Annotated in this window: 22 protein-coding genes; 11 read left to right on the top strand and 11 right to left on the bottom strand. The window is 65.4% G+C overall.

Annotation, left to right across the window (positions count from 1 at the left end; translation table 11 throughout):
• Positions 1–17 precede the first annotated feature (17 nt).
• A complete protein-coding gene (locus CFE42_RS07755) occupies positions 18–2936 on the bottom strand; it encodes an ABC transporter transmembrane domain-containing protein (protein WP_004632622.1) in 2919 nt (972 codons plus the stop codon).
• Positions 2937–3175: 239 nt separating this feature from the next.
• Between CFE42_RS07755 and CFE42_RS07750 the strand changes: the two genes are divergently transcribed.
• Positions 3176–4411, top strand: coding sequence for a cystathionine gamma-synthase family protein (locus CFE42_RS07750; protein ID WP_251471176.1), 1236 nt, complete (start codon positions 3176–3178; stop codon positions 4409–4411).
• 18 nt (positions 4412–4429) lie between these two features.
• Here the strand turns inward: CFE42_RS07750 and CFE42_RS07745 are convergent, their stop codons facing one another.
• From CFE42_RS07745 to CFE42_RS07715, 7 genes are all read right to left on the bottom strand, one after another.
• A complete protein-coding gene (locus tag CFE42_RS07745) occupies positions 4430–4756 on the bottom strand; it encodes a cytochrome C oxidase subunit IV family protein (RefSeq protein ID WP_004632628.1) in 327 nt (108 codons plus the stop codon).
• An 8-nt stretch (positions 4757–4764) separates the two neighbouring features.
• Positions 4765–5457 carry a heme-copper oxidase subunit III family protein gene (locus CFE42_RS07740; protein ID WP_004632630.1) on the bottom strand — a complete coding sequence of 231 codons (693 nt, stop codon included), beginning with the start codon at positions 5455–5457 and terminating at the stop codon, positions 4765–4767.
• A complete protein-coding gene (locus tag CFE42_RS07735) occupies positions 5454–6062 on the bottom strand; it encodes a cytochrome c oxidase subunit 3 (protein ID WP_004632632.1) in 609 nt (202 codons plus the stop codon). The genes CFE42_RS07740 and CFE42_RS07735 overlap by 4 nt, the downstream gene beginning before the upstream one ends.
• Positions 6059–7852 (bottom strand): cytochrome c oxidase subunit I, encoded by a 1794-nt coding sequence (gene ctaD / locus CFE42_RS07730; RefSeq protein WP_004632634.1) that lies wholly within the window; start codon positions 7850–7852, stop codon positions 6059–6061. The genes CFE42_RS07735 and ctaD overlap by 4 nt, the downstream gene beginning before the upstream one ends.
• Positions 7853–7864: 12 nt before the next feature.
• The gene (locus CFE42_RS07725; protein ID WP_004632636.1) at positions 7865–9022 is read right to left on the bottom strand and encodes a c-type cytochrome; all 1158 of its coding nucleotides are present in this window, start codon (positions 9020–9022) and stop codon (positions 7865–7867) included.
• Positions 9023–9255: 233 nt separating this feature from the next.
• Positions 9256–9768: a hypothetical protein gene (locus tag CFE42_RS07720; RefSeq protein ID WP_004632638.1), complete on the bottom strand. Its 513-nt coding sequence runs from the start codon at positions 9766–9768 to the stop codon at positions 9256–9258.
• A gap of 97 nt (positions 9769–9865) precedes the next feature.
• A complete protein-coding gene (locus CFE42_RS07715) occupies positions 9866–10324 on the bottom strand; it encodes a DUF3293 domain-containing protein (protein ID WP_004632641.1) in 459 nt (152 codons plus the stop codon).
• 137 nt (positions 10325–10461) lie between these two features.
• On the opposite strand from CFE42_RS07715, the gene CFE42_RS07710 reads away from it, so the two are divergent.
• Together CFE42_RS07710 and CFE42_RS07705 are read left to right on the top strand one after the other, a co-directional pair.
• The gene (locus tag CFE42_RS07710; RefSeq protein WP_004632644.1) at positions 10462–10917 is read left to right on the top strand and encodes a universal stress protein; all 456 of its coding nucleotides are present in this window, start codon (positions 10462–10464) and stop codon (positions 10915–10917) included.
• Between the two features lie 105 nt (positions 10918–11022).
• A complete protein-coding gene (locus tag CFE42_RS07705; RefSeq protein ID WP_004632646.1) occupies positions 11023–11721 on the top strand; it encodes a YceH family protein in 699 nt (232 codons plus the stop codon).
• A 48-nt stretch (positions 11722–11769) separates the two neighbouring features.
• Here the strand turns inward: CFE42_RS07705 and edd are convergent, their stop codons facing one another.
• On the bottom strand, positions 11770–13599 hold the full coding sequence (gene edd / locus CFE42_RS07700; protein WP_004632649.1) for a phosphogluconate dehydratase: 1830 nt from the start codon (positions 13597–13599) through the stop codon (positions 11770–11772).
• Positions 13600–13920: 321 nt separating this feature from the next.
• On the opposite strand from edd, the gene zwf reads away from it, so the two are divergent.
• The 3 genes from zwf to CFE42_RS07685 are packed head-to-tail and all read left to right on the top strand — an operon-like array spanning position 13921 to position 17130.
• A complete protein-coding gene (gene zwf, locus CFE42_RS07695; protein ID WP_004632651.1) occupies positions 13921–15390 on the top strand; it encodes a glucose-6-phosphate dehydrogenase in 1470 nt (489 codons plus the stop codon).
• Positions 15390–16094: a 6-phosphogluconolactonase gene (gene pgl / locus CFE42_RS07690; protein WP_004632653.1), complete on the top strand. Its 705-nt coding sequence runs from the start codon at positions 15390–15392 to the stop codon at positions 16092–16094. The genes zwf and pgl overlap by 1 nt, the downstream gene beginning before the upstream one ends.
• Complete coding sequence (locus tag CFE42_RS07685; protein WP_004632654.1) at positions 16075–17130, top strand: glucokinase; 1056 nt, start codon at positions 16075–16077, stop codon at positions 17128–17130. The genes pgl and CFE42_RS07685 overlap by 20 nt, the downstream gene beginning before the upstream one ends.
• A 13-nt stretch (positions 17131–17143) precedes the next feature.
• Here the strand turns inward: CFE42_RS07685 and CFE42_RS07680 are convergent, their stop codons facing one another.
• Positions 17144–17977 (bottom strand): MurR/RpiR family transcriptional regulator, encoded by an 834-nt coding sequence (locus tag CFE42_RS07680; RefSeq protein ID WP_004632656.1) that lies wholly within the window; start codon positions 17975–17977, stop codon positions 17144–17146.
• A gap of 215 nt (positions 17978–18192) precedes the next feature.
• On the opposite strand from CFE42_RS07680, the gene CFE42_RS07675 reads away from it, so the two are divergent.
• The 4 genes from CFE42_RS07675 to CFE42_RS07660 all read left to right on the top strand — a co-directional run bounded on the left by CFE42_RS07675 (position 18193) and on the right by CFE42_RS07660 (position 23706).
• Positions 18193–19917: a S53 family peptidase gene (locus CFE42_RS07675; RefSeq protein WP_004632658.1), complete on the top strand. Its 1725-nt coding sequence runs from the start codon at positions 18193–18195 to the stop codon at positions 19915–19917.
• Positions 19918–20013: 96 nt separating this feature from the next.
• Entirely contained in the window at positions 20014–20757 is a 744-nt protein-coding gene (locus CFE42_RS07670; RefSeq protein WP_004632660.1) for a response regulator transcription factor, read from the top strand.
• Positions 20758–20760: 3 nt separating this feature from the next.
• Positions 20761–22077 carry an ATP-binding protein gene (locus tag CFE42_RS07665; protein WP_004632663.1) on the top strand — a complete coding sequence of 439 codons (1317 nt, stop codon included), beginning with the start codon at positions 20761–20763 and terminating at the stop codon, positions 22075–22077.
• Between the two features lie 147 nt (positions 22078–22224).
• Complete coding sequence (locus CFE42_RS07660; RefSeq protein ID WP_004632664.1) at positions 22225–23706, top strand: DegQ family serine endoprotease; 1482 nt, start codon at positions 22225–22227, stop codon at positions 23704–23706.
• 266 nt (positions 23707–23972) lie between these two features.
• On the opposite strand, the gene CFE42_RS07655 is transcribed toward CFE42_RS07660, so the two are convergent.
• Entirely contained in the window at positions 23973–24398 is a 426-nt protein-coding gene (locus tag CFE42_RS07655) for an HAD family hydrolase (RefSeq protein ID WP_052035689.1), read from the bottom strand.
• Positions 24399–24878: 480 nt separating this feature from the next.
• Between CFE42_RS07655 and CFE42_RS23905 the strand changes: the two genes are divergently transcribed.
• The gene (locus CFE42_RS23905) at positions 24879–26933 is read left to right on the top strand and encodes a PepSY domain-containing protein (RefSeq protein ID WP_004632667.1); all 2055 of its coding nucleotides are present in this window, start codon (positions 24879–24881) and stop codon (positions 26931–26933) included.
• Positions 26934–26971 lie beyond the last annotated feature (38 nt).

Below are 26971 nucleotides of genomic sequence, written 5' to 3'. Positions count from 1 at the left end.
GAAATCGGCCAGCATGCTTATGGAGACTCCTGGGCTGATTGGAAGGAAAGGGAGGCGTGCGATTCATGCGCGGGCGCACGCCGCGCGCGGATGACGCTCAGGATGGCGGTGACCAGCTCGCCGCGCTCGGTAGGCTTGGCCAGGTGCAACTGGAAACCGGCCAGCAGCGCGCGCGTACGGTCTTCCGGTCTGTCATAACCGGACAGTGCGACGGCGGGCAGGCGGGCATCGAGCGGCATGTCGCGTTCGGACTCCAGCAAGCGCACGTTGCGCAGCAGCGCGTAGCCGTCTTCGTCGTCACCCAGGGCAATGTCGGAGACCAGCACATCGGGCCAGGAATTGCCCGGCGCCGCGCGCAACGCAGCAAGTGCAGGCTTGGCCGCGCCGTAAGCGGTGACGGTGGCGCCGTAGTCTTCCAGCAGCAGTTGGAGTATCTCGCGGGCGTCTTCCTGGTCATCGACGATGAGCACGTGCACCCCGGATAGCGCATCCGGCGGCGCAAGCGTGGTGCGTTCGCCTCGTGGCGCCTGCTGCGCGGTGGCGGGCACGGGCTCGCCGGGCGCGGTCGCAAGCGGCGCCACGGCGCGGATCGGGAAGTCCATCACATACGTTGTGCCCTCGCCATGGGGCAGCGGTACGACGGCAAAGCGCCCGCCGTGCTGCTCGACGACAGAGCGAATCCACAACGGGTCAAGCGTGGCTGCCGGTGTTGGGGCTGCGTCTTGCGCGGTGGCCACGAGTGCGGTGTCGAACGCGCGCGGCTCTTGCCGCAGCGGCGCTAGCGGTTCCACCGGGTCCAGCACGTCGAACGGCGCGGGCGCCGGCGGGGTTGCCGTCGGCCCAAAGGCCGACAATGCGGCGTCGGGCTCCATCTCGGCAGGCGTGTGCGAGGCGGTGGGAATGGCGGCCGCAGCCGCAGCCGGAATGGCAATCGTGTCAGTCACGCGCAACTGCGCCATCCCTTCCACGCGCTCCAGCACGATCTCGATGCGGCTGCCCGGGTGGCTGGCCAGCACGGCGTGGCTCAGCACATCGCCCACGATGCCTTGCAGGCGGCTCGGGTCGCCCGTGATGCTCGGCGTTTCAGAGCGGATGACGGAATACACGGTGATGCGGCGTGCATCGATGGCCTCGCGCAGGCCGTCGAGCACGCTCACCACCAGCGCCACGAGATTGATTGGCTGCTGTGCAAGCCGGTGCTGGGCCTGCTCCAGGTCGGACTGTTGACGCTGCAGCGTCCAGAGCTGCGCATAGACGCCGTTGGCGGCCAGCAGGTCGACATGGCGGCCGCGCTCGACAATGCGGCCCTTTTCCAGGACGACGATTTCGTGCGCGTCCACCACCGTGGAGAGCCGGTGCGCAATCACCAGCGTCGTGCGATGTGCCGAGAGCCGATCCAGCTCGCGCTGGATGGCGCGTTCGGAGCGTGTATCCAGGGCAGAGGTCGCCTCGTCAAAGATCAGGATCGACGGGTTCTTCAGCAGCGCCCGCGCAATGGCAATGCGCTGCTTTTCACCGCCCGAGAGCTTGAGCCCCCGCTCGCCCACCATGGTCTGATAGCCCTCGGGCAGCGCAGCGATGAAGTCGTGCACATAGGCCGCGCGCGCCGCCTCGATCACCTCGGCCATCGTCGCGCCTTCGCGCCCGTAGGCGATGTTGTAGGCGATGGTGTCGTTGAAGAGGATCGTGTCTTGCGGGACGATGCCGATCGCGCGCCGCACGCTGTCTTGCGTGACCACGCGCAGGTCTTGCCCGTCGATGGACACGCGCCCCGCCCAGGGGTCGTAGAAGCGCAGCAGCAGCCGCGCCAGCGTCGACTTGCCCGAGCCGCTGCCGCCCACCACCGCCACCGTGTGGCCCGCAGGAATGTGCAGCGACAGCTCGTGAAGGATGGGCCGCGTGTTCTCGTAGCCGAAATCCACGTGGTCGAACTGCACCTCGCCCTGCGTCACGCGCAGCGGTGCGCCGTTGGGCAGGTCCACGACATCGGCGCGCTGCTCAAGCAGTTGGAACAGGCGCTCTGCATTGATGGCGGCGTCTTTGGCCTCGCGGAACATGAAGCCCAGCGCGTTGAGCGGCAGGCACACCTGGATGATGTACGCGTTGATCAGCACGAGATCGCCCACCGACAGCACACCGCGCGTCACGTCCTGCCCGGCCAGCAGCATGACGGTCGCTACACCGCCGGCAATGACGCCGCTTTGCGACACGTGCAGCAATGACAACGCGCGCTGGTTGGCCACCGCCGTCTCGATGCGCTGGCGCAGGATGTCGCGGTAGCGGTGGGCCTCGAAGCGCTCGCTGGTGTAGACCTTCACGGCTTCGTGGTTGAGCATGCTGTCGAGCAGCCGGCTGCCGGCCATCGAGTCGAACTCGTTCATCTGCCGCTGCAGGCGCACGCGGCGTCGCGTGAGCAGCACGGTTGCGGTGCAGTAGGCTGCAAACGTGGCCAGGATGGTGACGAGATACCACCCGCTGTAGCGGCTCATCATGATGATCAGCACGGAGCCGATCTCCACCATGGTCGGCAGGATCGTGAACAGCGCGACACCCAGCAGGAACTCGATGCCGGTGGTGCCGCGCTCCACATCGCGGATCAGCCCGCCCGTCTGCCGGCTTGCATGAAAGCGCGGCCCGAGCTGATGCAGGTGCTCGAACGCCTGCGCCATGAAGCCCGCCACCGTGGGCTGCGACACGCGCGAGAACACCATGTCGCGCAGCTCGCCGAACAGCGTGCCGCCAAAGCGCAATACCGCATAGGCCAGCAGCAGGAAGGCCGGAAACACGCGCGCCCGGGTGGCATCGCCAAAGCCGTCGACGATCCACTTGAGCACGATCGGCACGCCCACCGCACACAGCTTGGCCAGCACGAGCAGCCCCACGGCCACCAGCACGCGCTTGCGGTAGCGCCAGATGGCGCGCCACAACGCGCCCACGATCCGCTGCTGCAGGCTCGATGCCTCAGCAGGATGGGAAGGAGGGGAAGATGCAGGAGATGGGCTCGTCACCAGGCTTGGGATCCGGTCGGTCTTGCAACGCGAGGTGCGACGCAAGCCACGTTCCACGCCCGCCCGCGCTCTGGCCCCCAGGTGGCCCCGGAATCGCGCGATAATGCGTGACTTTCCTGCTGTTTCCAGCGCCTCCTAGCTTTTCCCGCCTTTCTGTTGCCCCTGCCATGACCGGACTGACCACCGCCCTCCTGCACGCCGACCGCGAAGCCGGCGTCGAGCACTACGCCATCCATAAGCCGCTGCACACGTCCACCACGTACGGTTATACCGATACGCGCGAGCTGATCGACGTGTTCCAGGGCAAGCCCGGCTACACCTACGCGCGCCAGGGCAACCCGACCACGGCCGCACTCGAAGCCAAGATCACGATGATGGAAGCCGGTGTGGCCACCGCGTGCTTCGCCACCGGCATGGCAGCCATCATGGCGGTGTTCTCGACCATGCTGCGCGCGGGGGACCACGTGGTCTCCAGCGCCTTTCTGTTCGGCAACACCAACAGCGTGTTCGAAACGCTGCGCAACCTGGGCGTGGAGGTGACGTTCGTCGATGCCACGTCGGCCCAGGCGGTGGCCGACGCGGTGCAGCCGAATACGCGCCTCGTCTTTGTGGAAACCATTGCCAATCCCCGCACGCAAGTGGCGGATCTGAAGGGCATTGGCGACGTTTGCAAGGCACGCGGCCTGATCTACGTGGTCGACAGCACGATGACGTCCCCATGGCTGTTCCGCGCGCGCGATGCGCAGGCGAGCCTGGTGGTGCATTCGCTGTCCAAGTACATCGGCGGGCACGGCAATGCGCTGGGCGGCGCGGTGGTGGATACCGGCCTGTTTGACTGGGCGACGTATCCGAACATCTATCCGGCCTACCGCAAGGCCAAGCCGGAAATGCAGGGCATCCAGCAGATCCGCAAGAAGGGCCTGCGCGACCAGGGTGCGACGTTGATTGCCGATGCCGCGCACCGCATTGCCGTGGGCGCCGAAACGATGGCCCTGCGCATTGACCGCACCTGCAGCAATGCGCTGGCGCTGGCCCGCACGCTGGCCGCGCACCCGAAGGTGGCACGTGTCTACTACCCCGGCCTGCCGGAGCACCCCCAGCACGCCCGCGCCACCGAGCTGTTCCGCCACTACGGCGGCCTGCTGAGCTTCGAACTGGTGGACGGCGCCGACTACGTCGACATGCTCGACCACCTGCGCTACGCCGTGCGCGCCACGCACCTGGGGGACACGCGCACGCTGGTGATTCCGGTCGCCCCCACCATCTACTGGGAAATGGGTGCCGAGCGCCGCGCGTCGATGGGTATCGCCGATTCGCTGGTGCGTGTGTCGGTCGGCATTGAGGATGAGGCCGATCTGGTGGCGGATTTCACGCAGGCGCTGGACGCGACGGCCGTTGCTTGATGGCGAGCTGAACGGCGCTCAATGGAAAAAGAGGGCGCGCATCCCAAAGGTGTGATGCGCTTCCGCCGCCATCAACACCATCAGCACCAGCAACGCCAGCGGCGGCATCAGGATGGCGTACACCAGCGCCAATCGCTCCCACATCATGTGCATGAACACGGAGACGATCAGCCCGGCCTTGGCGATCATGAACACGATGATCAGCGTCCAGCGCATCAGCCCCTGCACGTGGAAATAATCGACCAGGTACGACATCGTGCTCAGCACGAACAACAGGCCCCAGATCTTCAGGTAGATGCCGATGGGGTGTTGTTGCCCGTGGGCAGAGGGTTCCGTGTGGTCCATGTCAGGCCTCACCACAGGTAGAACAACGCAAAGATGAACACCCAGACGAGATCGACGAAGTGCCAGTACAGGCCCGCGATCTCCACGATCTGGAAGTTGCCGTGTTCGGCAAAGCCCGGCTGCAGGATCTTGCGGGCAACCAGCAACAGGTAGATCACGCCGCAGGTCACGTGAAAGCCGTGGAAGCCGGTGATCATGAAAAAGCACGCGCCAAACTGCGCTGCGCCCAGCGGGTTGCCCCACGGGCGGATGCCCTCGTGCACGATCAGCTTGGTCCACTCGAACGCCTGCATCGACACGAACGCCGCGCCCAGGATGGCGGTCGCCAGCATGAGCAGCGCCGCCCGCTTTGCCTCACGCCGGTAGCCGAAGTTCACCGCCATGGCCATCGTGCCGCTGCTGCTGATGAGTACGAACGTCATGATGGCGATCAGCAGGAGCGGCACTTCCACTCCGCCCACCGAGAGCCCGAACACCTTGGACGGGTCGGGCCATGGCACGGTGGTCGACATGCGCACCGTCATGTAGCCGATCAGGAAACTGCTGAAGACGAAGGTGTCCGACAGCAGGAAGATCCACATCATGGCCTTGCCCCACGGCACCCTGAAGGTTTCGCGGTCGCCCGACCAGTCGTTGACGATGCCGGGCCAGCCCTCGGGCAAGGCGTGGGCTGAGTCGGTGGGAAGCGTGGGGTTGCTCATGGCGTGGCTCCATACAGCGGCCCGCAGATGGCGCTGACGAAGGCGGGCGTGATCCACCACATTGCGGCCAGCAGCACGAGCCACACGGCCAGCAGGAAGTGCCAGTACGTCGCGCAGAGGGCAACGGCACGTTGGGTGCGATCGGCGTTCTTGCGCAGGCGCGCGACCGTCACCGCCCAGACGCCAAGGCCACCGATGACATGCGAAGCATGCAGGCCGGTGAACACATACAGAAAACTGTTGGATGGGTTGACTGCCACGCCTTGCCCGGTGGCAGACAGCTGCTGCCATGCTGCCCATTGGCCGAACACGAACAGCGCGGCAAGCGCGCCACTCGCCAGCAGCCAGATTGCGCGGCGGGCGATCGCGCGCCGTGCCAGTTCCATGGCCACGCTGGCCAGCGCCAGCATGCCGGTGTTCCACCACAGCAGTGCCGGGTGCGGGACGGGCATCCAGTCCGGCTCGCGCATGCGCATGGCGTAGGCCAGGATCAGCAGCGAGAACAGCGCCGTCACCACGGCCATGAAGACGCGCAAGCCCATGCGCCCGGCGTGCGGCAATGCAGGAGATGCATCGGGCGCGAAGTGGCGGGGCACGGTCGTCATGTGCGCACCCCGCTGGCGGGGAGGATGGAGGTTGCCGGCGCCGCTTCCGTTTCCGCTCCCATGTCGGGAGCGCCGGTGGGCGGTTCGTTCTGCGGCACGAAGTCATCCGCACGGCCGGGCTGGCTGTACTCGTATGCCCACCGGTAGACCACCGGCAGCGTCGGCCCCCAGTTGCCGTGCACGGGCGGTGTCTGCGGCGTCTGCCATTCGAGCGTGGTCGCCCGCCACGGGTTGGCCTCGGCCTTCCTGCCGCGCACGAGGCTCCACGCCAGGTTGAAGAGGAACAGCAGCTGCGCCAGCCCCACGATGATGGCGATGACGGTGATGAACGTGTTCAGCGTCTGCGCGGAGGGTGGGATGAAGCTGTAACCCTCATACGCGTAGTACCGGCGCGGCATGCCTAGCACGCCCAGGTAGTGCATCGGGAAGTAGATCAGGTACGTGCCGATGAAGGTGATCCAGAAATGCGCGCGGCCCAGCGTGTCGTTCAGCATGCGGCCCGTCACCTTCGGATACCAGTGATAGAGCCCGCCGAACACCACCAGGATCGGCGAGACACCCATCACCATGTGGAAATGCGCGACGACGAAGTACGTGTTGGACAGCGGAATGTCTACGCTGACGTTGCCGAGGAACAGCCCCGTCAACCCGCCGATCACGAACGTGCTGATGAAGCCGATGGCGAACAGCATCGGCACGGTCAGGTGGATGTCGCCTCGCCACAGTGTCAGCACCCAGTTGTAGACCTTGAGCGCGGTCGGGATGGCGATGATCAGCGTGGTGGTGGCAAAGAAGAAGCCGAAGTACGGGTTCATGCCCGCCACGAACATGTGGTGAGCCCAGACGACAAAGGACAGCACACCGATGATGAGGATGGCCCACACCATCATCCGGTAGCCGAAGATGTTCTTGCGCGCATGCGTGCTGATGAGGTCCGACACGATGCCGAAGGCGGGCAGCGCGACGATGTAGACCTCGGGGTGGCCGAAGAACCAGAACAGGTGCTGGAACAGCAGCGGGCTGCCGCCGCTGTGCTTGAGCTGCTGCCCCATCGACACCACCGCCGGCACGAAGAAGCTGGTGCCCAGCGTCTTGTCGAGCAGCATCATGATGGCCGACACGAACAGCGCTGGAAACGCCAGCAGCGCGAGCACGGTTGCCGTAAAGATGCCCCACACCGTGAGCGGCATGCGCATGAGCGTCATGCCCCGCGTGCGCGCCTGCAGCGTGGTGGTCACGTAGTTCAGCCCGCCCATGGTGGCCGCCACGATGAAGATCGCGAGCGACACCAGCATCAGCACGATGCCCCATTCGGTGCCCGGCGTGCCCGGCAGGATCGCCTGCGGCGGATACAACGTCCAGCCCGCACCGGTGGGCCCGCCTGGTACGAAAAAGCTCGCCACCAGCACCAGCACGGCCAGCAGATACACCCAGTAGCTGAGCATGTTCAGAAACGGAAACACCATGTCGCGCGCGCCCAGCATCAGCGGGATCAGGTAGTTGCCGAAGCCGCCCAGGAACAGCGCCGTGAGCAGGTAGATCACCATGATCATTCCGTGCATGGTGACGAACTGGTAGTAGTGGTTGGCGTCGATAAAGTCGAACTTGCCCGGAAAGCCCAGCTGCAGCCGCATCAGGTTCGACAGCACAAGCCCGACCAGCCCGATGGCGATGGCCGTGAGCGAGTACTGCACCGCGATGACCTTGTGGTCCTGGCTCCAGACATAGCGCGTCCAGAAGCTCTGCGGTGCGTGGCTGTGGTCGCCGTGGTCATTCTTGCCGTAGGACATCGTGCCTCCTCGCTACGGTTTTGCGGCTGTGGCGGGTGCCGGCCCACCTTGCGCCTTGATGTAGGCCACGAGCGCCGAGACTTCCTGCTCGCTCAGGTCGAACATCGGCATGATCGGCGCGAAGCCCTTGACCACGCGCGCTTTCGGATCACGGATGAAGGCACGCAGATAGGCTTCATCGGCCACAGCGGTCGAGCCGTCGGCCATGATCTGTGTGGAGCCGTACAAACCCTTCCATGTCGGGCCGACGCCAGGGCTGCCATTCACCGAGTGGCAGGCGACGCAGCCCTTGGCCTGGGCGAGCGTCTGGCCTTGCTCGGCCAATGCCTGGCCGCTGCCGCCGGCAACACCTGAGGCGGCCTGCACTTTCGCTTTCTGGCTCTGCTCGAAGGTGGTCTGCTGTGCCAGCCAGCGTGCAAACGATGCCTCGTCTTCCACGACCACCACGCCGCGCATGTTCGAATGCCCGATGCCGCAGAGCTGCGCGCACAGGATGTCGTAGCGGCCTGCCTTGGTGGGTGTGAACCAGAACGTGGTGATCATGCCCGGCACCATGTTCATGCGCGCGCGGAACGGCGGCACATAAAAGTCGTGCAGCACATCGCGCGAGCGCGCCAGCACCTGGATCGGGCGGTTGATCGGCAGGTGCAGTTCGGGTGTTTCGATCAGGTAGTTGTCGCGCCCGTTCGGGTCAGCCGGGTTCATGCCGAACGGGTTGTCGTTGCTCATGTAGCGCACGTCGGTCGTGCCGAGTTTGCCGCCGGGCCCGGCAAAGCGGAAGCGCCACTGCCATTGCTGGCCGAGCACTTCCATCTGCAGGGCGTTTGGCGGGGGGCGTACGTAATCGGCATAGACGAACAGGCCGGGCGCGAGCAGCGCTGCCACACCCACGGTGGTGATGCCGATCAGCCACCATTCCAGGCGCTTGTTGTGCGGCTCGTAGGCGGCGCGCCGGTTGGGCTGGCCATCGCGATGGCGATAGCGCAGAAGCGCCGCGACGACGAAGAGGTTGATGGCGACAAACAGCACGCCGGTGATGACGATGGTGATCGTCAGCGTGTCGTCCATGCGCACCCAGTTGGAGGCGATGGGGGTGATCCACCACGGGCTGGCAAAGTGAAACCCCACCGCCAGCACGACGATCAGCACGAGCGCAATCGCAAGGGCCATGGGCACCTCCGGCGAGGGACTCCCTCAACACGCTAAAGACAGGCTAGGTCGCGCACCCGGATCGTGCAAGGCAACGTAAGGACGAGGCGCATCCCGCGTACGGAGAGCGCCGATGTGGCATCTGTGTGCTGCGCCGCAATGTAAAACGGCCGCCTCTGGCGTGTGTTGCCAGAGGCGGCCGCTTCCTGATGGCCCCGCTCAGCTTGCGGCGCCGCAGGAAAAAGGTCGATGGTTCAGTGCATGGGTTCGCGCACGCGCCGCTCCAGCATGCCGTAGGTGATGGCCGTCACCACCCCAAACAGCAGGTTCGCCAGGAGTGGCCCCGAGCCGCGCTCCGAAACAAACCACGGAAACACCGCCGTCATGCCGTAGAAGTTGACCACGTACGCCACGATGCCGAAGGCCACGCCGACGGCCGCGAGCATGCCGGGGCTCGAATCAAAGTGGAACGGCGCGATGATGGCCCCGAGGATCATCCCCATGATGGCGCCCAGCACGAAGTGCAGCACGAGCGCCGTGCCCACGATGCTGTAGCTGAACAACGACATCTCTTCCAGTGCGCCCCGGCCCATGATCATGGCGGCGATCTTGTGGGTCGGGCGCCAGGGGCTTTCATTGAGCACCATGGTCGACCAGAAGAACTCGAGCACGATGACCAGTGCCCCGCCCACGAGGCCTGCCACGCTGGCGGCGAGCCAGTCTGGCATGCGGCGCTCCCAATGATGCGATTGCATGTGCAGTTCCATACAAACCTCCTGCTGATGTATCTACGCAAGCACTTGGGAATCGGAAGCGCCACTTGCGGTGCCGCAAAGCGCTGTGCGCCAAGTGCCCTGTGCAGAATCAGTCTGGCAGATACGGGTGCCAACGCAAGGTACAAAATCCATGCGCATCACACAGCACGACGGCGTTCTGCTCGAACGTGAGCATCAGCGTGTCGGCGATGGCCTCGTCTTCGATGAACAGCAGCAGGCTCGGCTCGGGCGGCCACGTGTTCGAAGGCGCATCCCCCGGCGGGCCGCCTTCGCCAGGCAGCCATGCCATGCCGCGCGCGATAGCCCAGGCAAGCAGCTTGGCCTGCCGCGCAGCGTTTTCATCGGCAGATACCGCGCGGGAGAAAGGCTGATGCGCCGTCACAAAGACGGCCCACGGTGAGTCGGCTTGGGCGAGCAAGGCCGCCACGCATGGGTTGATGGCGTCGACGCGCAGCAGCACGTCGCATTCCGGCGTGCTGACGCGATACCGCGCGCTGCGGTAAGCGGCAATCAACTCAGGCGTAGGGGCGGGTGGAAGGTGGTGCATTGTTGCGTCGCATGGTCGCGGCCATCTGATCTGGCGCAACGCAAAAGGGCCGTGGATGTCACAGAATAGTGCGTGGGCGGCCATGTTGCTGCCCCGGCACAGTATTCCGACAACCACTCCCCTGCGAGGCTTGAACCATGTACAAGAAGATCCTGGTCGCCATTGATGGCAGCGAAACCAGCAAGCTGGCCCTGGCCGAGGCCGTGCGCCTGGCCAAGGCATTCCAGAGCACCGTCCGCGCCGTCTATATCGTCGACAGCCCCGCCATGCTGTTCGATGTCGGCTATTACGATCCGACCGAGCTGCGCAAGTCGTTTATCCAGGCCGGCACCGCGCTGCTGGCCGACACCGCCGCCACGCTCACCTCTGCCGGTTTGCAGCAGGAAACGGTGCTGGTGGAAACGCAGAGCGTGGGCGAGGATGTGGCGGGCGCCCTGCAGGGCGAAGCGGTGCGCAGCGGCGCCGATGTGGTGGTGATCGGCACGCACGGCCGCCGTGGGTTGGCCCATGTAATGTTGGGTAGCGTGGCTGAGAAGTTCATCCGTCAGGCAACCACGCCGGTGTTGCTGGTGCGCGGTCCGGCCAAGGGCTGAGCTTCGGTTGTTGTTACGCTGGCAGGGCCGCCTGCCTGCGCGCGGCGGATATGATGCTGGGGTCCGATTGGCTCCAACCTGCAGCGTATCCGTCGCCGTCCCATCATGAACATCCATTCCGACGCTCCACAGCGTCGCGCCATCCGTACCCTGACCGCGCTTGAAGGACGCGTGCTGGGCGTTCTGGTCGAGAAGCAGCACACCGTGCCCGACACCTACCCGCTCACGCTGAACGCGCTGGCGGCCGGCTGCAATCAGAAAACCGCACGTGCGCCTGTCATGTCCGTCACCGAAGCCGAGATCCTCACGGCCATTGATGGGCTGAAATCGCTCAGCCTGGTCATGGAGGGCAGCAGCAGCCGCGTACCGCGCTTCGAGCACAACATGAACCGCGTGCTCGGTGTGCCGAGCCAGTCCATCGCGCTGCTCACCGTGCTGCTGCTGCGCGGCCCGCAGACCGCGGCCGAGCTGCGACTGAACGCGGCGCGGTTCCACGCCTTTGCCGACATCTCATCCGTTGAAGCATTTCTGGAGGAACTGGCTGAGAACGATCCGCCCTACGTCGTGAAGCTGCCGCGTATGCCCGGGGAGCGTGAAAGCCGTTGGATGCACCTGCTGTGCGGCGACGTTGCGCAAGCCGACATGCGGCAGGCCGGCGGCGTTGACGAGTCGATCGCGCCGTCCGAGTTCGAGGCGCTGAAAGCGGAGCAGAAGCAGTTGGCCGACAAGGTGGCCCGGCTGCAGGCGCTTGTCGAGCAGATGGCCGGTGAGTTGGGCATCTCGATCGACAAGTCGATGCTGTAGAGACAACCGGCCCAGGCATGGGCCTGGACCGGTCGGTCTGGCTTCAGCTTATGCGCCCGCCGAGACGAACAACGTGCAGGCGCCTTCTTCCGCCGGCGACACATTGCGGCGGAAACCCGAGAACAAATCCCGCCCGACGCCTGCGTGGTAGTGCGACAGATCCGGCGCGGTGACCTGGCGGGCATTCCACTCAGCCTCCGGTACGCGCACTTGCAGCGTGCCCGCTTCCGCATCCAGCACGACGATGTCGCCATCGCGCACGCGCGCCAGCGGCCCACCGTTGAGCGCTTCGGGCGTGATGTGAATGGCGGCCGGCACCTTGCCCGACGCGCCCGACATGCGGCCGTCCGTCACCAGCGCCACCTTGAATCCGCGCTCCTGCAGCACCGACAGCGTCGGCGTGAGCTTGTGCAGTTCGGGCATGCCATTGGCGGCCGGGCCCTGGTACGGCAGCACCGCCACAAAATCGCGCTCGAGTTCACCGGCCTTGAAGGCGTTGATCAGATCGTCCTGGGCAAGGAACACGCGCGCCGGCGCTTCCACAAAGCGATGCTCCGGCTTGACCGCCGACACCTTGATGACCGAGCGCCCGATGTTGCCGTCGAGCACGCGCAGGCCGCCGTCCGGCGAGAACGGCTCGGCCACGCCGCGCACGATGTTGGTATCGAGCGAGGCAGCTGCGCCATCGCGCCAGACGAGTTTCTCACCGTCCAGGAACGGCTCCTGCGCATGGCGGCGCAGGCCCTTGCCCATGATCGTTGTCACGTCGTCGTGCAGCAGGCCGGCGTCGATCAGTTCGCGAATGACGATGGAGAGGCCCCCCGCGGCCTGGAACTCGTTCACGTCGGCCTTGCCGTTCGGATACACCCGTGCCAGCAGCGGAATTACGCCCGACAGATCGTTGAAGTCGTCCCACGTGAGCAGGATGCCGGCCGCACGCGCCATCGCAACCAGGTGCAGCGTGTGGTTGGTCGAGCCGCCGGTGGCCAGCAGGCCGACGATGCCGTTGACGAAGGCGCGCTCATCCAGCACGTCGGCAATGGGGGTGTATTGGTCGCCGCTGAAGACGAGCTTGAGCGCCTGGCGAGCCGATTCCCGCGTGAGCGCCTCGCGCAGCGGCGTGTTCGGGTTGATGAACGCGGTGCCCGGCAGGTGCAGGCCCATCACCTCCATCAGCATCTGGTTGGAGTTGGCCGTGCCGTAGAACGTGCAGGTGCCGGCCCCGTGGTACGACTTGGATTCGGCTTCCAGCAGGTCGGCGCGCGAGAGTTTGCCTTCTGCGTACAGCTGGCGCGTACGGGCTTTTTCATCGTTGCTGATGCCGGTGGTCATGGGGCCGGCCGGCACGAACACGGCGGGCAGGTGGCCGAAAGACAGCGCGCCGATCACCAGCCCCGGCACGATCTTGTCGCACACGCCCAGGTACAGCGCCGCGTCGAACATCTGGTGCGACAGCGCCACGGCCGTCGACAGGGCAATCGTGTCGCGCGAGAACAGCGACAGCTCCATCCCGTCCTGCCCCTGCGTGACGCCATCACACATGGCCGGCACGCCGCCGGCAAACTGCGCGGTGCCGCCGGCGTCCAGCGCCGCCTGCTTGAGCCATGCAGGGAATGCCTCCAGCGGCTGATGCGCCGACAGCATGTCGTTGTACGCCGAGACGATGCCGAGGTTCGGCCGCTCCAGCGCTTTCAGGCGGATCTTCGCTTCGCCCGGCATGGCCGCAAAACCGTGGGCGAGGTTCGTGCACGAGAGCAGCGTACGCTCGACCCTGCGGCCGGCATTCTTGCGGGTGACGTCCAGATAGGCCTGGCGGGGGCCGCGGCTGCGGTCGATGATGCGCTGGGTGACGGCGGCCAATGTGCGGTGCAGGGCCATGCGGGTTCTCCTGGGGGGTAGGTCCGGGCGGGACGGAATGCTGTAATTTTCCTACAAATGCGCCGAATGTGGTGCAGGGTTTTCCACAGGTACCGTATCCGATGCAGCGCCAGTCATACCGGCGAGCACGCGAATTGCGTGCCAGAAACCACGCGGAAGGCCACGCTTCCGGGCAAAAGATTCGCGGGAAACGCTTGCCCGGGCAGTTTCAAGAACGCCTTGCTCGCGATGTAGTAATACTACAAAATGAGCTTAAAGCACGTGTTGTCCCGCTAGTCAGCTAGGCTAGCCTAATCAATGGCTCATACACAGGAGATGACGATGTCGGTGCCCGCATTCGACATGGTGTTGTTCGGCGGTACGGGCGATCTTGCCCGCCGCAAGCTGATTCCTGCCTTGTTCGATGCGCATCAGGGCGGCGAACTGCACCCGCGCGGGCGGATCTTCGCCATCGGCACGCAGCCGCTGGAGACAGCCGGCTACCTCGCCCTGCTGGAGCGCGAAACGCGCCCGACCATGCGCCTGTATTCCGGCGCGCCCGTCTCCGACGACGCCTGGGCCTCGTTTGCTGAGCGCATCGTTTATCAGCAGGTGGACGCCCGCAAACCCGAGCAGTTCGATGGACTGGCCGCCGCACTGGGCGAGGACCGCGCCCCGGTCACGGTCTGCTACCTGGCCACGGCGCCGGGCTTCTTCATCGATATCTGCAAGCAGCTTGCCCGTGTCGGGCTGAATACGCCGAATGTGCGGCTGGTGCTGGAAAAGCCGCTGGGCACTGATCTCGCGTCGAACGAGCGCATCAACTCGGCCGTGGCCGAGTTCTTTGCCGAAGACCAGATCTACCGGATCGATCACTACCTCGGGAAAGAGTCCGTCCAGAACCTGATGGCAATCCGCTTCGGCAACGCGCTGTTCGAGCCGCTGTGGCGCCGCGAGTGGATCAAGGACGTGCAGATCACCATTGCCGAGCAGCTCGGCGTGGAAAAGCGCGGCGATTTCTACGACGGCGTCGGCGCGCTGCGCGACATGGTGCAGAACCACCTGCTGCAACTGCTGTGCATCGTCGCCATGGAGCCACCGTCGAGCCTGTCGCAAGATGCCATCCGCGACGAAAAGCTGAAGATCCTCAAGGCGCTCAAGCCGATCCCGCTGCAAGAGGTGCCCGAGAAGACCGTGCGCGGCCAGTACCAGGAAGGCGCCATCGCGGGGCAGCCGGTGCAGGGCTATCTGCATGAGCAGGGTATTCCGCCCGACAGCCGTACCGAAACGTTTGTCGCCATCAAGGCCGAGATTGCCAACTGGCGCTGGGCTGGCGTGCCGTTCTACCTGCGCACCGGCAAGCGGATGCCGCAGCGGCTGGCGGAGATCGTGGTGCGCTTTCATGACGTGCCGCATGCGCTGTTTCCGAAGCCGTTGATCCAGTTTCCGGAGAATCGCCTCGTCATCCGTCTGCAGCCGGAAGAAAGCATCCGCCTGCAGTTCCTGACCAAGACGCCGGGCGCGGCGCTGGGCTTGCAGCCCTCCACGCTGGACCTGGACTTCACCAACCACGGCGGAGTGCGCCATGCTGGCGCGTATGAGCGTCTGCTGATGGACGCTGTCAACGGCAAGCTCGGTCTGTTCGTGCGCCGCGATGAACAGGCCGAAGCCTGGCGCTGGGTCGAACCGATCATTGAAGCGTGGAACGAAGCACGCATCCCGCCCAAGGGCTACACCGCGGGCAGCTGGGGGCCGGCGGCGTCGAGCGCGCTGCTCTCGCGCGACAACGCCGCCTGGCACGAGGAGATGTAATGGCAATGCGCTGGCACGCAGTTCCGGACGCCGCCGCGCAGGTGCAGGCGTTGGCCGCGTCCATTGCCAACACGCTCACGCATGTGATCGAGGAACAGGGCAGCGTGTGCCTGGCCGTCTCGGGCGGGCGTTCGCCCATCGCGCTGTTTGCCGCGCTGCGCGTGTTGCCGCTGCGCTGGGCCGATGTGTCGATCACGCTGGTCGACGAGCGTGCCGTGCCGCCCGGGCATGCCGACAGCAACGCGCGCCTCGTTCGCGAGCACCTGTTGCAGGATGCGGCGGCGGCGGCGCGTTTCTTTCCTCTCGTGTTGTCACCGCATGTGCATGGCGAATCGGTTGACGTGGATGCATGTGTGGCGACTGCCAATGATCCGTTTCAGCAACCCGACGTAGTGATTCTCGGCATGGGCGACGATGGGCATACGGCATCGTTGTTTCCCGACGCGCCTGAATTGAACGATGGCATCGACCGCACGCAGGCGCCGGCGTATCTGCCGGTGCGCCCGGGCGCTGCGCCGCATCGGCGTATCAGCCTGAATCTGTCTGCGCTGTGTGCGGCGCGGCGGTTGTTCCTCTCGATCTCTGGGCCGGTCAAGCGCGGCGTGTTCGACGAGGCCGCGCAAGGCGGGGCACAGCGCGCGCTGCCGGTGAGCTATGTCATTCATCAGCGGGAGGTGCCGCTCGATGTCTATTGGTCTACATGAGGTGAGCGCGGGCACCGTGGCCGACACGCTGGCCTACCCGCGGCTGGTGGCCGACGTGGGCGGCACCAACGTGCGCTTTGCGCTCGAGATGGCACCCATGCGCCTGGCCCACATTGGCGTGCTGGCTGGCGACGACTATCCGTCGCTCGAAGCGGCCATGCGCGCGTACCTCGCATCGTTGCCGCCGGAAATCGCAGCCGCTGGGGTGCGCCATGCCGCGATCGGCATCGCCAACCCGGTGCTGGGCGACCAGATCCGCATGACCAATCGCGATTGGGCGTTCTCGATCGAGGCGATGCGCCAGTCGCTGGGATTCGACACCTTCGTCGTGCTCAACGACTTCGCGGCGCTGGCGCACGCGTTGCCGTATCTGCCTGCAGACGAACTGGAGCAGGTGGGCGGGGGTGCCAGCCTGGCCGATGCACCGCGTGCGCTGCTCGGCGCCGGCACGGGGTTGGGCGTCGCATCGCTGCTGCCGACGCCGGAAGGCCGCTACATTGCCGTGGCCGGCGAGGGCGGTCATGTCGCCTTTCCGCCGATGAACGACGAGGAAGCCGCGATCTGGCGCTTCGCACGTGAGCGCTTCGGTCATGTGTCAGCCGAGCGGCTGATTTCCGGCATGGGTCTGGAACTGATCTACGAGGCCCTGGGTGCGTGCTTCGACCTCTGGCAGCAAGGCCCCACCTTGCGCCGCGCCGCCGACATCACCGCCATCGCACTCGGCGAGATGGAAGACGACGCCGGCGACCACGCACGCTGCCGCTATGCCGTCGATACGTTCTGCGCGTTCCTCGGCACCATCGCGGCCAACCTGGCGGTTACGCTGGGCGCGCGCGGCGGCGTGTACATCGGCGGCGGCATCGTGCCGCGTCTGGGGCCTGCGTTTGCCAACTCACCGTTCCGGCGGCGCTTTGAAGACAAGGGCCGCTTCTCGGCCTATGTGGCATCAATGCCGGTGTATGTGATTCATTCACCGTACCCGGGGTTGATCGGCCTCTGTGCTGCCATGGACCACGCCGTGGCCCAGGGACACTGACGCCGCTTCAGCGCTACTCGGGTTGATCCGCGTGCTGGAGGGCGCTGCCCTTGCGCAGCGCCACTTCCAGCACCAGCGCATCGAGTAGCGCCAGGTGCAACAGGCGCGCGACCATCGAACGGTCGGCCACGGCATCGTCCACGCCCGCGGGCAGCACGACATCGGCGAGTGCCGCGAGCGGGCTGCCAGGCGTTGTCACGGCAATCACGCGCACGCCGAGTTCGCGCACGCGCTCCACCGCTGTCTGCAGTTCGGGCAACGCGCCCGATTTGGAAATGGCGATCACCACGTCGCCCGCCTGCAGCACGTTCAACGACATCGACACCAGATACGGATCGCTATACGCATTCGCGGGAATGCCGTAGCGGAAGAATTTCGTTTGCGCGTCGAGCGCCACCACGCCCGAGCTGCCGAAGCCGTATAGGTCGATGCGATGTGCGCTGTCGACCAGCGCCACCGCCGCATCGAGCGTGTGCGGGTCGAAGCGGCCCTGCAGGGTGGTGAGCGAATCGATGGCGTTCTGCAGGACGCGCATGCCCGAGGGGGGAGCGACGCGGGCCGGCGCGGTATCGCGGGCGACGTTGCCTTGCGCCAGCCGCAGCTTGAAATCCGACAGGCCGTGGCAGCCCATCGAGCGGCAGAAGCGGATCACCGTAGGTTGGCTGACGCCGGCCTCACGCGCGATGGCCGCTACCGGCAGGCTGAGCACCGTACCGGGCTGGCGCAGCACCCAGTCGGCCACCTGGCGTTCAGCCGGAGAGAGCGACGGACGCGCCGCGCGAATGCGTTCGCGCAGGTCGGTGGGTGTATCGGGGGTGGCGGGGGAAGTGGCTTGCTGGGCGCTCATCTGCGCGCGGGTTCGAATGGCGGATCGCATCACGATAAAGGCAAGCGCAGCCGTGCGCAACCGCCTGGCGAGGGGTTGTTAGACGCAGCGCGCCCCAAGTGCAACTGACTGTTTTTGCACTGTTGAGAGGCGAGCGCCTTGGCTACGGTGAACGACGCCCACGTCGTCACAAGCGGCGTGGTTCTGCAACGTCGTACTCCTCAAAGGGACATCCGATGCTCCGTACTGCTCTCCCCATGCAGCGCGTCTCCACCTTGTGCCGTCAACTGGCATATGCATGGCCGCTGATGCTCGCGGCTGGGCCGCTGCATGCCGCTACCGATTGGGTCGACACCCACACCAAGGCTTTCGTGACCGGCCCGCAACTCATGGCGCGCGGCGCCGCCAACGAGGTCGCTCCCGGTCAGACCGCCGACGTGCTGATCAGCCTGAAGCTGCGCAACGAGACTCAGCTCAAGGCGCTCGCGCACGATGTGAACGATCCGCGCAGCCCGCACTACCGCAGGTACCTGACCAGCGAGCAGTTCCTGGCGGACCACGCGCCCACGCAGGCGCAGGTGGACGCCGTGGTGCGCTATCTGCGGCAGAACGGTTTTATCGATATTGACGTTGCGTCCAACCGGCTGCTGGTGTCGGCGCGCGGTACGGCAGGCACGGTCAAGGCGGCGTTCAACACGCCGCTGGTGCATTACCAGCTGGCCGGCCGCAGCGGGTTTGCGAACAGCGGCAAGGCGCAGGTGCCTCGCGCGCTGGGCGGTATCGTGGGCTCGGTACTGGGCCTGCAGAACGTGGCGCGTGCGCGTCCGCTGCTGCGTGTGGGCGATGTGGCCGAAGCGCGCACGCTGGCGGCGGGCACTGCGACGGGCCACTACCCGAAGGAATTCCCGGCGCTGTACGGCGCGACCGGCGTGCCGACGGCGGCCGGCACCACCGTGGGCGTCATCACCATCGGCGGGGTATCGCAAACGCTGCGCGACTTGCGCACGTTCACGAGCAACAACGGCTACGCCACGGTGTCCACCACCACGATCAAGACGAACGGCACCAGCGGCAACTACACCGATGATCAGGAAGGCCAGGGCGAGTGGAACCTCGACAGCCAGTCGATCGTGGGCGCGGCCGGCGGCGCGGTCGGCAAGCTGGCTTTCTACATGGCCGATCTGAATGCGCCCGGCAACACGGGCCTGACCAAGGCTTTCAACAAGGCGGTGACCGACAACACGGCCAAGATCATCAACGTGTCGCTCGGCTGGTGCGAGAACGACGCCAGCGCCGACGGCACGCTCGATGCCGAAGAGGCCATCTTCACCACGGCCGCCGCGCAGGGGCAGACGTTCTCCGTGTCTTCCGGCGACGAGGGTGTCTACGAGTGCAACAACCGCGGCTATCCGGATGGCGGCAGCTACAGCGTGTCCTGGCCGGCATCGTCGCCGCACGTGCTTGCCATTGGCGGCACCACGCTGTACACCAGCGGATCGAGCTTCGCCAGCGAGACCGTGTGGAACGAAGGCTTGGACGGCAACGGCAAGCTCTGGGCCACGGGCGGCGGCGTCAGCCAGATCCTGCCGGCACCGAGCTGGCAGGGCGGCAATGCGCGGCTGTTGCCCGATGTGTCGTTCGACGCGGCGCAAAGCACCGGTGCCTACATCTACAACTACGGGCAACTGCAGCAGATTGGCGGCACGAGCCTGGCATCGCCCATCTTTGTCGGCTTCTGGGCACGGTTGCTGGCGGCCAACGGCAACCTGGGCTTTCCGGCGGCGCGCCTGTACAGCGCCATTCCGGCCAACGCGTCGCTGTTGCGCTATGACGTGGTCTCGGGCAATAACGGTTACCAGGGCTACGGTTACAGCGCCGCCACGGGCTGGGACTACCCGACGGGTTGGGGCAGCCTGAACATCGGCGCGCTGAATCAGTTGATCAAATCGGGCGGGTTCTGATGCGGAGGTGAGTTTGTGGGCGGCTCTGCACAAAGTGTGGGCCGTCCGCGCGGCAGTTCTACAATGGGTCTTCCCCGGCCTATTTTTGATGCGTCCATGCGCGTACTGCTCGTAGAAGACGACGACATGATCGGCGATAGCGTGCGCAAGGGTTTGCGCCACGACGGTTTCGCCATCGATTGGGTGCGTGACGGCGAGGCTGCCGTGCACGCCGTGACCGCGCCCGGCGCCGCCGGTGCCGCCGGTGCGGAACCCGGCACCACCATGTTCGACCTCATGCTGCTCGACCTCGGCCTGCCCAAGCGCGACGGACTCGACGTGGTGCGCGAGCTGCGCCAGCGCGGCATCGCCATCCCCATCCTGATCCTCACCGCGCGCGATGCTGTGGCCGACCGCGTAGCCGGCCTCAATGCCGGCGCAGACGACTACCTCGTCAAGCCCTTCGACCTGCAGGAGCTGGCTGCGCGCATGCACGCGCTGCTGCGCAGACAGGGCGGCCGTGCCGATCCGCTCATGCGCCACGGCGACGTGCTGCTCAACCCCGTCACCCGCGAGGTGCTGCGCGCCGGTGTGCCGGTCAAGCTGTCGGGCCGTGAGTTTGCGGTGCTACATGCGCTGCTCGCGCGGCCGGGCAAGGTGTGGTCGATCGCGCAGTTGCAGGACAACCTCTACGGCTGGGACGAAGAGGTCGGCAGCAACACGGTCGAGGTCTACATCCATGCGCTGCGCAAGAAGCTCGGCAGCCATTTCATCCAGAACATCCGCGGCGTGGGGTATGTGATTCCACGTGAGGCGTCAACGTCGCCTGCGGAACCTGCCGACGGCGACGCGCACCAATAAGCCATGCAATCGATCCGTAAAACCCTGCTGTGGTGGCTGGCCGGCGGCCTGCTGGCGGGCATCGTCATCGCCACCGGCCTGATCTACGCGCAGGCACGCCAGGAAGCCAACGCGCTGTTCGACTACCAGATGCAGCAGGTGGCCGCCGCGCTGCCGAGCCAGTGGATCGACCCGCCGCCGCCGGCGCTTGCCGGCATTGCGCGTGACGACGATGTGGTGATCCGCATCTGGGACGGCACCGGCCGCAGCCTGTATCTCTCTCACGCGCGACCCAATCTGCCGGACCAGGCGGAGCTGGGCTTTTCCGACGCAAATACGCCGGAAGGCCCGTGGCGCATCTACAGCGTCGCCTTCGGGCCTGCCGTAGTGCAGATCGCCCAGCCTTATAGCGCGCGGCACGAGGTGGCGGCGCGCATGGCGTTGCGCACGGTGGCCCCGTTGCTGATCCTGCTGCCGCTGCTGGGCTGGATCGTCTGGCTGGCGGTCGGGCGCGGGCTGGCGCCGCTGGGCTCGGTGGCCAGGCAGGTGCAGGCGCGCGATGCGGCAGCGCTCTCGCCGTTGCCCACGCAGGGGTTGCCTGACGAGATCCGCCCGCTGACGAATGCGTTGAACGATCTGCTGGCGCGACTCGGCACCGCACTTGCGCACCAGCGCGCGTTCGTCGCCGACGCCGCCCACGCGCTGCGTACGCCTCTGGCTGCGCTCAAGCTGCAGCTGCAGGTGGCCGACCGTGCCGAGAACGAAGACGAACGCCGCGCCGCGCACGCCGATCTGCATCGTGGTGTGGAACGCATGATTCGCCTCGTTGGCCAGTTGCTGACGCTCGCGCGGCAGGAGCCGGGCGCTGCCGATACGCAGCGCGCAACGGTTGCGCTCGACGCCGTGGCGGCCGATGTGGTTGCCGAACTTTCACCGGCGGCAGTGCTCAAGGGCATTGACCTGGGGATCGCGGTGGAGTCGCAGCCCGCATCCGTCATCGGTAATGCCGATGCGCTGCGCGTGCTGCTGGTGAACCTTGTCGACAACGCGCTGAACTACTGCCCGCGCGGTGCGCGCGTCGATGTGTCGACCGCACACACGCCCGACGGCGGCGCGCAGCTCGTGGTCGAGGACAACGGCCCGGGCATCCCCGCGGAGGAACGCGAGCGCGTGCTCGATCGGTTCTATCGTCCCGCGCAGGCGCCCACCGGAGGCAGCGGCCTGGGGCTCGCCATCGTTCGGGAGATCGCGCAGGCGCATGACGCTACCCTGGCGCTGGAAGCGCGCGAAGGCGGCGGCTTGCGCGTGGTGCTGCGCTTCCCTTTCAAATCCAACGCGTAGAAACATTTGGTTTCGTGTGATGTCCGGGTGCGTCGTCCACCTTTAAGTCTCGTTTAAGTCTTCCCGCCTACGATGCCTTCAACCGATGGGCACGGCAGGCGACTCCGCAGGCCGTGACCCTCGTGCTCAGCAAGAGAGGACACGACAATGACGCGTCAAACCCTGGCACGCAGTGCGGCTGGCCTGGCCGCTGTGGTCGCCGTTGCAGGCGGCTATGCCTATCTTCAGAAAGACATGATTTCACGTGCGGTGGCGGCACCCGTTGCCACCGCAACGGCAACGACCGCGCCCGCTTCCGGCGTGGCGCCGGTGGCCGTGGCAGCGCCCATGGACTTCTCCGGCATCGTCGACCGTTACGGCCCAGCCGTGGTTAACATCAGCACCACCGCGCATGCCCAGCGCACCAGCATGCAGGGCCTGCCGCCCGGCATGAGCCCGGATGATCCGTTCTCCGAATTCTTCAAGCGGTTCATGCCGCAGATGCCGCAGCAGCGTGGCGACCAGATCGTGCGCGGTCTGGGCTCGGGTTTCATCGTTTCGGCAGATGGGCTGATCCTCACCAACGCCCACGTGGTCGATGGCGCGCAGGAGGTCAACGTCAAGCTGACCGACCGCCGCGAGTTCAAGGCCAAGGTGCTGGGCGTCGATAAGCAATCCGACGTGGCAGTGCTGCGCATCTCGGCCAAGAACCTGCCGGTGGTGCAGATCGGCAGCCCCGCCAACACCAAGGTGGGCGAGCCCGTGCTGGCGATCGGTTCGCCGTACGGTTTCGAGAACACCGTCACGGCGGGCATCGTGAGCGCCAAGTCGCGCTCGCTGCCGGACGACACCTATGTGCCCTTCATCCAGACCGATGTGGCCGTGAACCCCGGCAACTCGGGCGGCCCGCTGTTCAACCAGCGCGGCGAGGTGATCGGCATCAACTCGCAGATCTACAGCCAGACCGGCGGCTACCAGGGCCTGTCGTTTGCCGTGCCGATCGATGTGGCGATGAAGGTGGAGCAGCAGCTTGTGTCCACCGGCAAGGTCACGCGTGGCCGCCTGGGCATTGCGGTGCAGGAGGTCGACCAGTCGCTTGCCGATTCCTTCAAGCTGCCCAAGCCGGAAGGCGCATTGGTGAACTCGGTGGAAGACGGCGGCCCCGCAGCCAAGGCCGGCCTGCAACCTGGCGACGTGATCCTGCAGATTGGCGATGCACGTATCGACCGGTCGGGCGATCTGCCCGAGCAGGTGGCCGACATCAAGCCGGGCTCAACCGTGCCGCTGCAGATCATCCGCCAGGGCAAGCCGACCACACTGACTGTGACCGTGGGCGCCGCCAAGGATGCCAAAGTGGCGTCCAGTGAAAAGGCGGCGCCGGACCAAGGCCGCCTGGGCCTGGCGGTGCGGCCGCTGCAACCGGAAGAGAAGCGCCAGAACGGCCTGCCCGGCGGCCTGGTGGTGATGGACGTGACCGGCCCGTCGGCCAAGGTCGGCATCCAACCGGGCGACGTGATCCTGTCGCTCAACGGCACGCCAGTGTCGTCGGTGCAGGAGCTGCGCACGCTGGTGGACCGCGCCGGCAAGCATGTCGCCCTGCTGGTGCAGCGTGACGACACGAAGATTTTTGTGCCTGTGGATTTGGGCTGACGTAAATCCCGGCGCCGTTATCGGATTAAAAAATAGTCCTCATAGTTATAAAAGGGTTTTCATTCGTAAAATATAGAATTCATGTGGAATTTTTGAAGTGCTGGAAGTAGTGTCTTCAGGATGGCCGGTCTTTTGGACCGGCTATTTTTATCGCCAGCGCGTGAGATTGGCGTACACCATTGGGGGATCTTGCGCTGTTGGCACCATGTGTCTGGGATCGATGTCGACGGCTCACCACCGAGGCACACGTGCTGATTTTCTGCTACTTACCGGCCGCAGTTCCACATAGCGTCGGCCGCCGCAAGGTTGGGTAGGACGACCGTTTCGGCAGGAAACGTGTCCGGCGCATCTGGACTAGCGATTCCAATGAACGGGATGCGAAGTGCTTGTGCTGCCCGTAGTTCAGTCATCGAATCGCCGATGGTTAACGCTTGATGCGGAAGCATTTGATCTCCCACGAGGATGGACAAGAAGGCATCTCGCTTTCCGGTGGGGGCGCCGACGATGCTGTCAAAGTCGTGCGTCAATCCTAGCCGTGCGACGATCGTGTCCAGGTCGCTCTGGCGGGTGCCGCAGATCGGATGCAGCGATTGATGACCATGCCGATTTGCAAGGAATGGTTTTGCTCTAGGAAGCAGGGAGCATGTATGAACGCGCTCCAAGAGCCGTCCACCGAATTTTGCGGCCAGCATCTTGACTCGTGCTTCGTCTGGTTTCCGTCCGAAGATGCCGCTGCGGCAAGCGATCGATGTCCCGTCGAAACAGGTACAGGGTGCGCGCGACCAGTTGAAGCGTCACTACGTTCTCACCAACATGATCGATGCAGGCGGATATCGTGAGGTTTGAACTGAGTCGAGAGCCATCCTCCTCATCCGATTCTGGCTCGAAAGAGGCTACCTGTCGTGTTTGATTCCGATAACTTGGTCGGCACTGAGACGATGCGAAGCTCCAAGGTCAAGCAGGCTTGACGCGCTGATGACCCCTCGCTGCATTGTGGGCGAACCAGACAGGTCCTCACCCCAATCTTAGACATCCTGTGGCCACTTTAGGGCCGGATCGCGTGTGTTTTGAAGTCCCCTTAGGACTTACCCTGACTTTCTCCCAGGATTCAGTTTCCGTTCAGGTTCGTGAACCAAGAATGGCGGCATGAACAGTCATCAACCGAGCCGCGCATGACACCCGCTTTCCGGTCCCGCCTCCTTCAGATGCATCGCTATTCCGGCTTGACGGTTGGGCTCGTGATCCTGCTGATGGCCGTGACAGGGGCATCGATCGCATTCCGTCCAGAACTGGAGCCGGTGTTCAATCGCGAACTGCTGACGGTGCCGACCTGCACGGGCCGCGTGCCGGTCGACACGCTCACAGCCAATGCAGCCGTGCTGCGGCCCATCGCAACGCTCGACTACGTCCGGCTGGTTGCTGGCGAGCCCGACGCACCGCGCATGCCGTCTGCGATGGTCCGGTTCACTGATCAGCATTTCGTCTACCTCAATCCATGTACCGGCGCTGTGCTGGGCGAGCGGGCTCGCTATGGCGGTCTGCTCGGCACCATTGAAAAGATTCACCGCTTCCGCTTCATGAAGAACGGCAGCCTCATCACCGGGACAAGCGCGATGGTGTTTGGCGTGCTGCTGGTCTGTGGTGGCGCGATGTTGTGGTGGCCGCGCAGTGGCTGGCGGGATGCGTTCTCGCTCAGGTCCGGAACGACGCGCGCGGTGTCGACATATCGCCTGCATCGGACGGCGGGCATCTATGGCAGTCTGATCCTGCTGTCGATGGTGCTGAGCGGCCTGCCGCAGGCGTTCGACTGGTATGCGCATGGTCTGTACACGCTCGTTGGTTCACCTACACCCGCCAAGCCGCCAAAGTCGGAGGTGCCCGCGACCGGCGCAACGCACCTGCCGCTTGAGCGGTTCTGGCAGACAGCGCTGTCGCTTTCGCCCCAGCCGCGCGATGCGCTGATGCACATTCCGGAAAAGCCGCGTGCGCCGGTCGAGATGTACCTGATCGACCGCGATGCGCCGCACGCAAACGCACGCACGATGCTGTACCTGGATGCGTATACGGGGAAGGTGCTGAAGTACGTTCCTTACGCGCAAAGCAGTCTGGGGCACAAGCTCTACTTTTGGCTGCTGTCGTGGCACACCGGCCTGGTCGGCGGCGTGTTCGGTAAATTGCTCCTCATGTTCGGTGCGCTTTGCGTGCCCGTGCTGGCTTACACCGGTATCTGCAACACCCTGCGTCGGATGCGGCGCAGTACGTCGAACCGCTCACGCCTGGTGGTACGTGTTGCGAAGAAGATGAAGGAAGCGGATGCCGTCTGCGCATTCGAGCTGGTGCACCCGGCCGGGAAAAAGCTGCCGCAGTTCTCTGCAGGTGCGCATATCGATGTGCACTTGAGCAACGGTATGGTGCGCCAGTACTCGCTGTGCAATGACCCGCAGGAGCAGCACCGTTATGTGATTGCAGTACTGCGGACCGATCCTTCGCGCGGCGGATCGATTGCGATGCACGAGCACGTTCGCGAAGGGGACTTGCTGGAGATCGGCAGGCCCAGCAACCGCTTTGCGCTGGACGAGTCCGCGCCGCATTCGCTGCTGCTTGCGGGTGGCATCGGTATCACGCCCATCGTGTGCATGGCGGAGCGGCTGTCGCGCCGCGCGGCGGAATTCGAAATGCACTACTGCGCGCGCTCGCGGCCCCGGGCGGCCTTTCTGCAGCGGCTTGCGCAGGCACCGTTTGCACGCCGGGTGACGTGTTACTTCAGCGATGCTGGTCCGCTGCCCCGGATCAATGTCGAACAGGTGCTCGACAGGCAGCCGGCCGGTACGCACGTGTATGTGTGCGGACCGTCGGGTTTCGTTCATGCGGTACTGACCGCTGCACGGCAACGTGGCTGGCCGGAGCGGCAACTGCACTGCGAACGCTTCGGGCCCATTCTGGGCAGGCCCTCCACCACGCATGCCTTTGATGTGCAGCTCGCCAGCACCGGCAAGGTCTACCGGGTGCCCCAGCACATGACGGTCACCGCGTTACTGGCCGAGCACGGCGTGAAGATTCCGACCTCTTGCGAGGCGGGCGTCTGCGGCACGTGTGTCACGCGGGTGATTGCCGGAGAGGTGGAACATCTCGATTGCGTGCTCACGGACGCGCAGCGGCAGAGGAGCGGGCACTTCACGCCGTGCTGCTCGCGCGCCAAGGGCGAGCTTCTTGTGCTGGACATCTGACCGCCTCGGGGATGCCCGCACCACGCGGGCCGCAGTTT

This window comes from Ralstonia sp. PBBBR1 (assembly GCF_002256165.1).
Taxonomy (GTDB): Bacteria; Pseudomonadota; Gammaproteobacteria; order Burkholderiales; family Burkholderiaceae; genus Ralstonia; species Ralstonia thomasii.
Note: the sequence above shows the minus strand (reverse complement) of the source record. Positions and strands in the feature narration are given on the sequence as shown.

What these genes read in the sequence shown, in the direction of transcription:
- CFE42_RS07750 (WP_251471176.1), top strand. Translation starts at nt 3,176, where the DNA reads ATGACCGGACTGACCACCGCCCTCCTGCACGCCGACCGCGAAGCCGGC.
- CFE42_RS07745 (WP_004632628.1), bottom strand. Translation starts at nt 4,756, where the DNA reads ATGGACCACACGGAACCCTCTGCCCACGGGCAACAACACCCCATCGGC.
- CFE42_RS07740 (WP_004632630.1), bottom strand. Translation starts at nt 5,457, where the DNA reads ATGAGCAACCCCACGCTTCCCACCGACTCAGCCCACGCCTTGCCCGAG.
- CFE42_RS07735 (WP_004632632.1), bottom strand. Translation starts at nt 6,062, where the DNA reads ATGACGACCGTGCCCCGCCACTTCGCGCCCGATGCATCTCCTGCATTG.
- ctaD (WP_004632634.1), bottom strand. Translation starts at nt 7,852, where the DNA reads ATGTCCTACGGCAAGAATGACCACGGCGACCACAGCCACGCACCGCAG.
- CFE42_RS07725 (WP_004632636.1), bottom strand. Translation starts at nt 9,022, where the DNA reads ATGGCCCTTGCGATTGCGCTCGTGCTGATCGTCGTGCTGGCGGTGGGG.
- CFE42_RS07720 (WP_004632638.1), bottom strand. Translation starts at nt 9,768, where the DNA reads ATGGAACTGCACATGCAATCGCATCATTGGGAGCGCCGCATGCCAGAC.
- CFE42_RS07715 (WP_004632641.1), bottom strand. Translation starts at nt 10,324, where the DNA reads ATGCACCACCTTCCACCCGCCCCTACGCCTGAGTTGATTGCCGCTTAC.
- CFE42_RS07710 (WP_004632644.1), top strand. Translation starts at nt 10,462, where the DNA reads ATGTACAAGAAGATCCTGGTCGCCATTGATGGCAGCGAAACCAGCAAG.
- CFE42_RS07705 (WP_004632646.1), top strand. Translation starts at nt 11,023, where the DNA reads ATGAACATCCATTCCGACGCTCCACAGCGTCGCGCCATCCGTACCCTG.
- edd (WP_004632649.1), bottom strand. Translation starts at nt 13,599, where the DNA reads ATGGCCCTGCACCGCACATTGGCCGCCGTCACCCAGCGCATCATCGAC.
- zwf (WP_004632651.1), top strand. Translation starts at nt 13,921, where the DNA reads ATGTCGGTGCCCGCATTCGACATGGTGTTGTTCGGCGGTACGGGCGAT.
- pgl (WP_004632653.1), top strand. Translation starts at nt 15,390, where the DNA reads ATGGCAATGCGCTGGCACGCAGTTCCGGACGCCGCCGCGCAGGTGCAG.
- CFE42_RS07685 (WP_004632654.1), top strand. Translation starts at nt 16,075, where the DNA reads ATGTCTATTGGTCTACATGAGGTGAGCGCGGGCACCGTGGCCGACACG.
- CFE42_RS07680 (WP_004632656.1), bottom strand. Translation starts at nt 17,977, where the DNA reads ATGAGCGCCCAGCAAGCCACTTCCCCCGCCACCCCCGATACACCCACC.
- CFE42_RS07675 (WP_004632658.1), top strand. Translation starts at nt 18,193, where the DNA reads ATGCTCCGTACTGCTCTCCCCATGCAGCGCGTCTCCACCTTGTGCCGT.
- CFE42_RS07670 (WP_004632660.1), top strand. Translation starts at nt 20,014, where the DNA reads ATGCGCGTACTGCTCGTAGAAGACGACGACATGATCGGCGATAGCGTG.
- CFE42_RS07665 (WP_004632663.1), top strand. Translation starts at nt 20,761, where the DNA reads ATGCAATCGATCCGTAAAACCCTGCTGTGGTGGCTGGCCGGCGGCCTG.
- CFE42_RS07660 (WP_004632664.1), top strand. Translation starts at nt 22,225, where the DNA reads ATGACGCGTCAAACCCTGGCACGCAGTGCGGCTGGCCTGGCCGCTGTG.
- CFE42_RS07655 (WP_052035689.1), bottom strand. Translation starts at nt 24,398, where the DNA reads ATGCTGGCCGCAAAATTCGGTGGACGGCTCTTGGAGCGCGTTCATACA.
- CFE42_RS23905 (WP_004632667.1), top strand. Translation starts at nt 24,879, where the DNA reads ATGACACCCGCTTTCCGGTCCCGCCTCCTTCAGATGCATCGCTATTCC.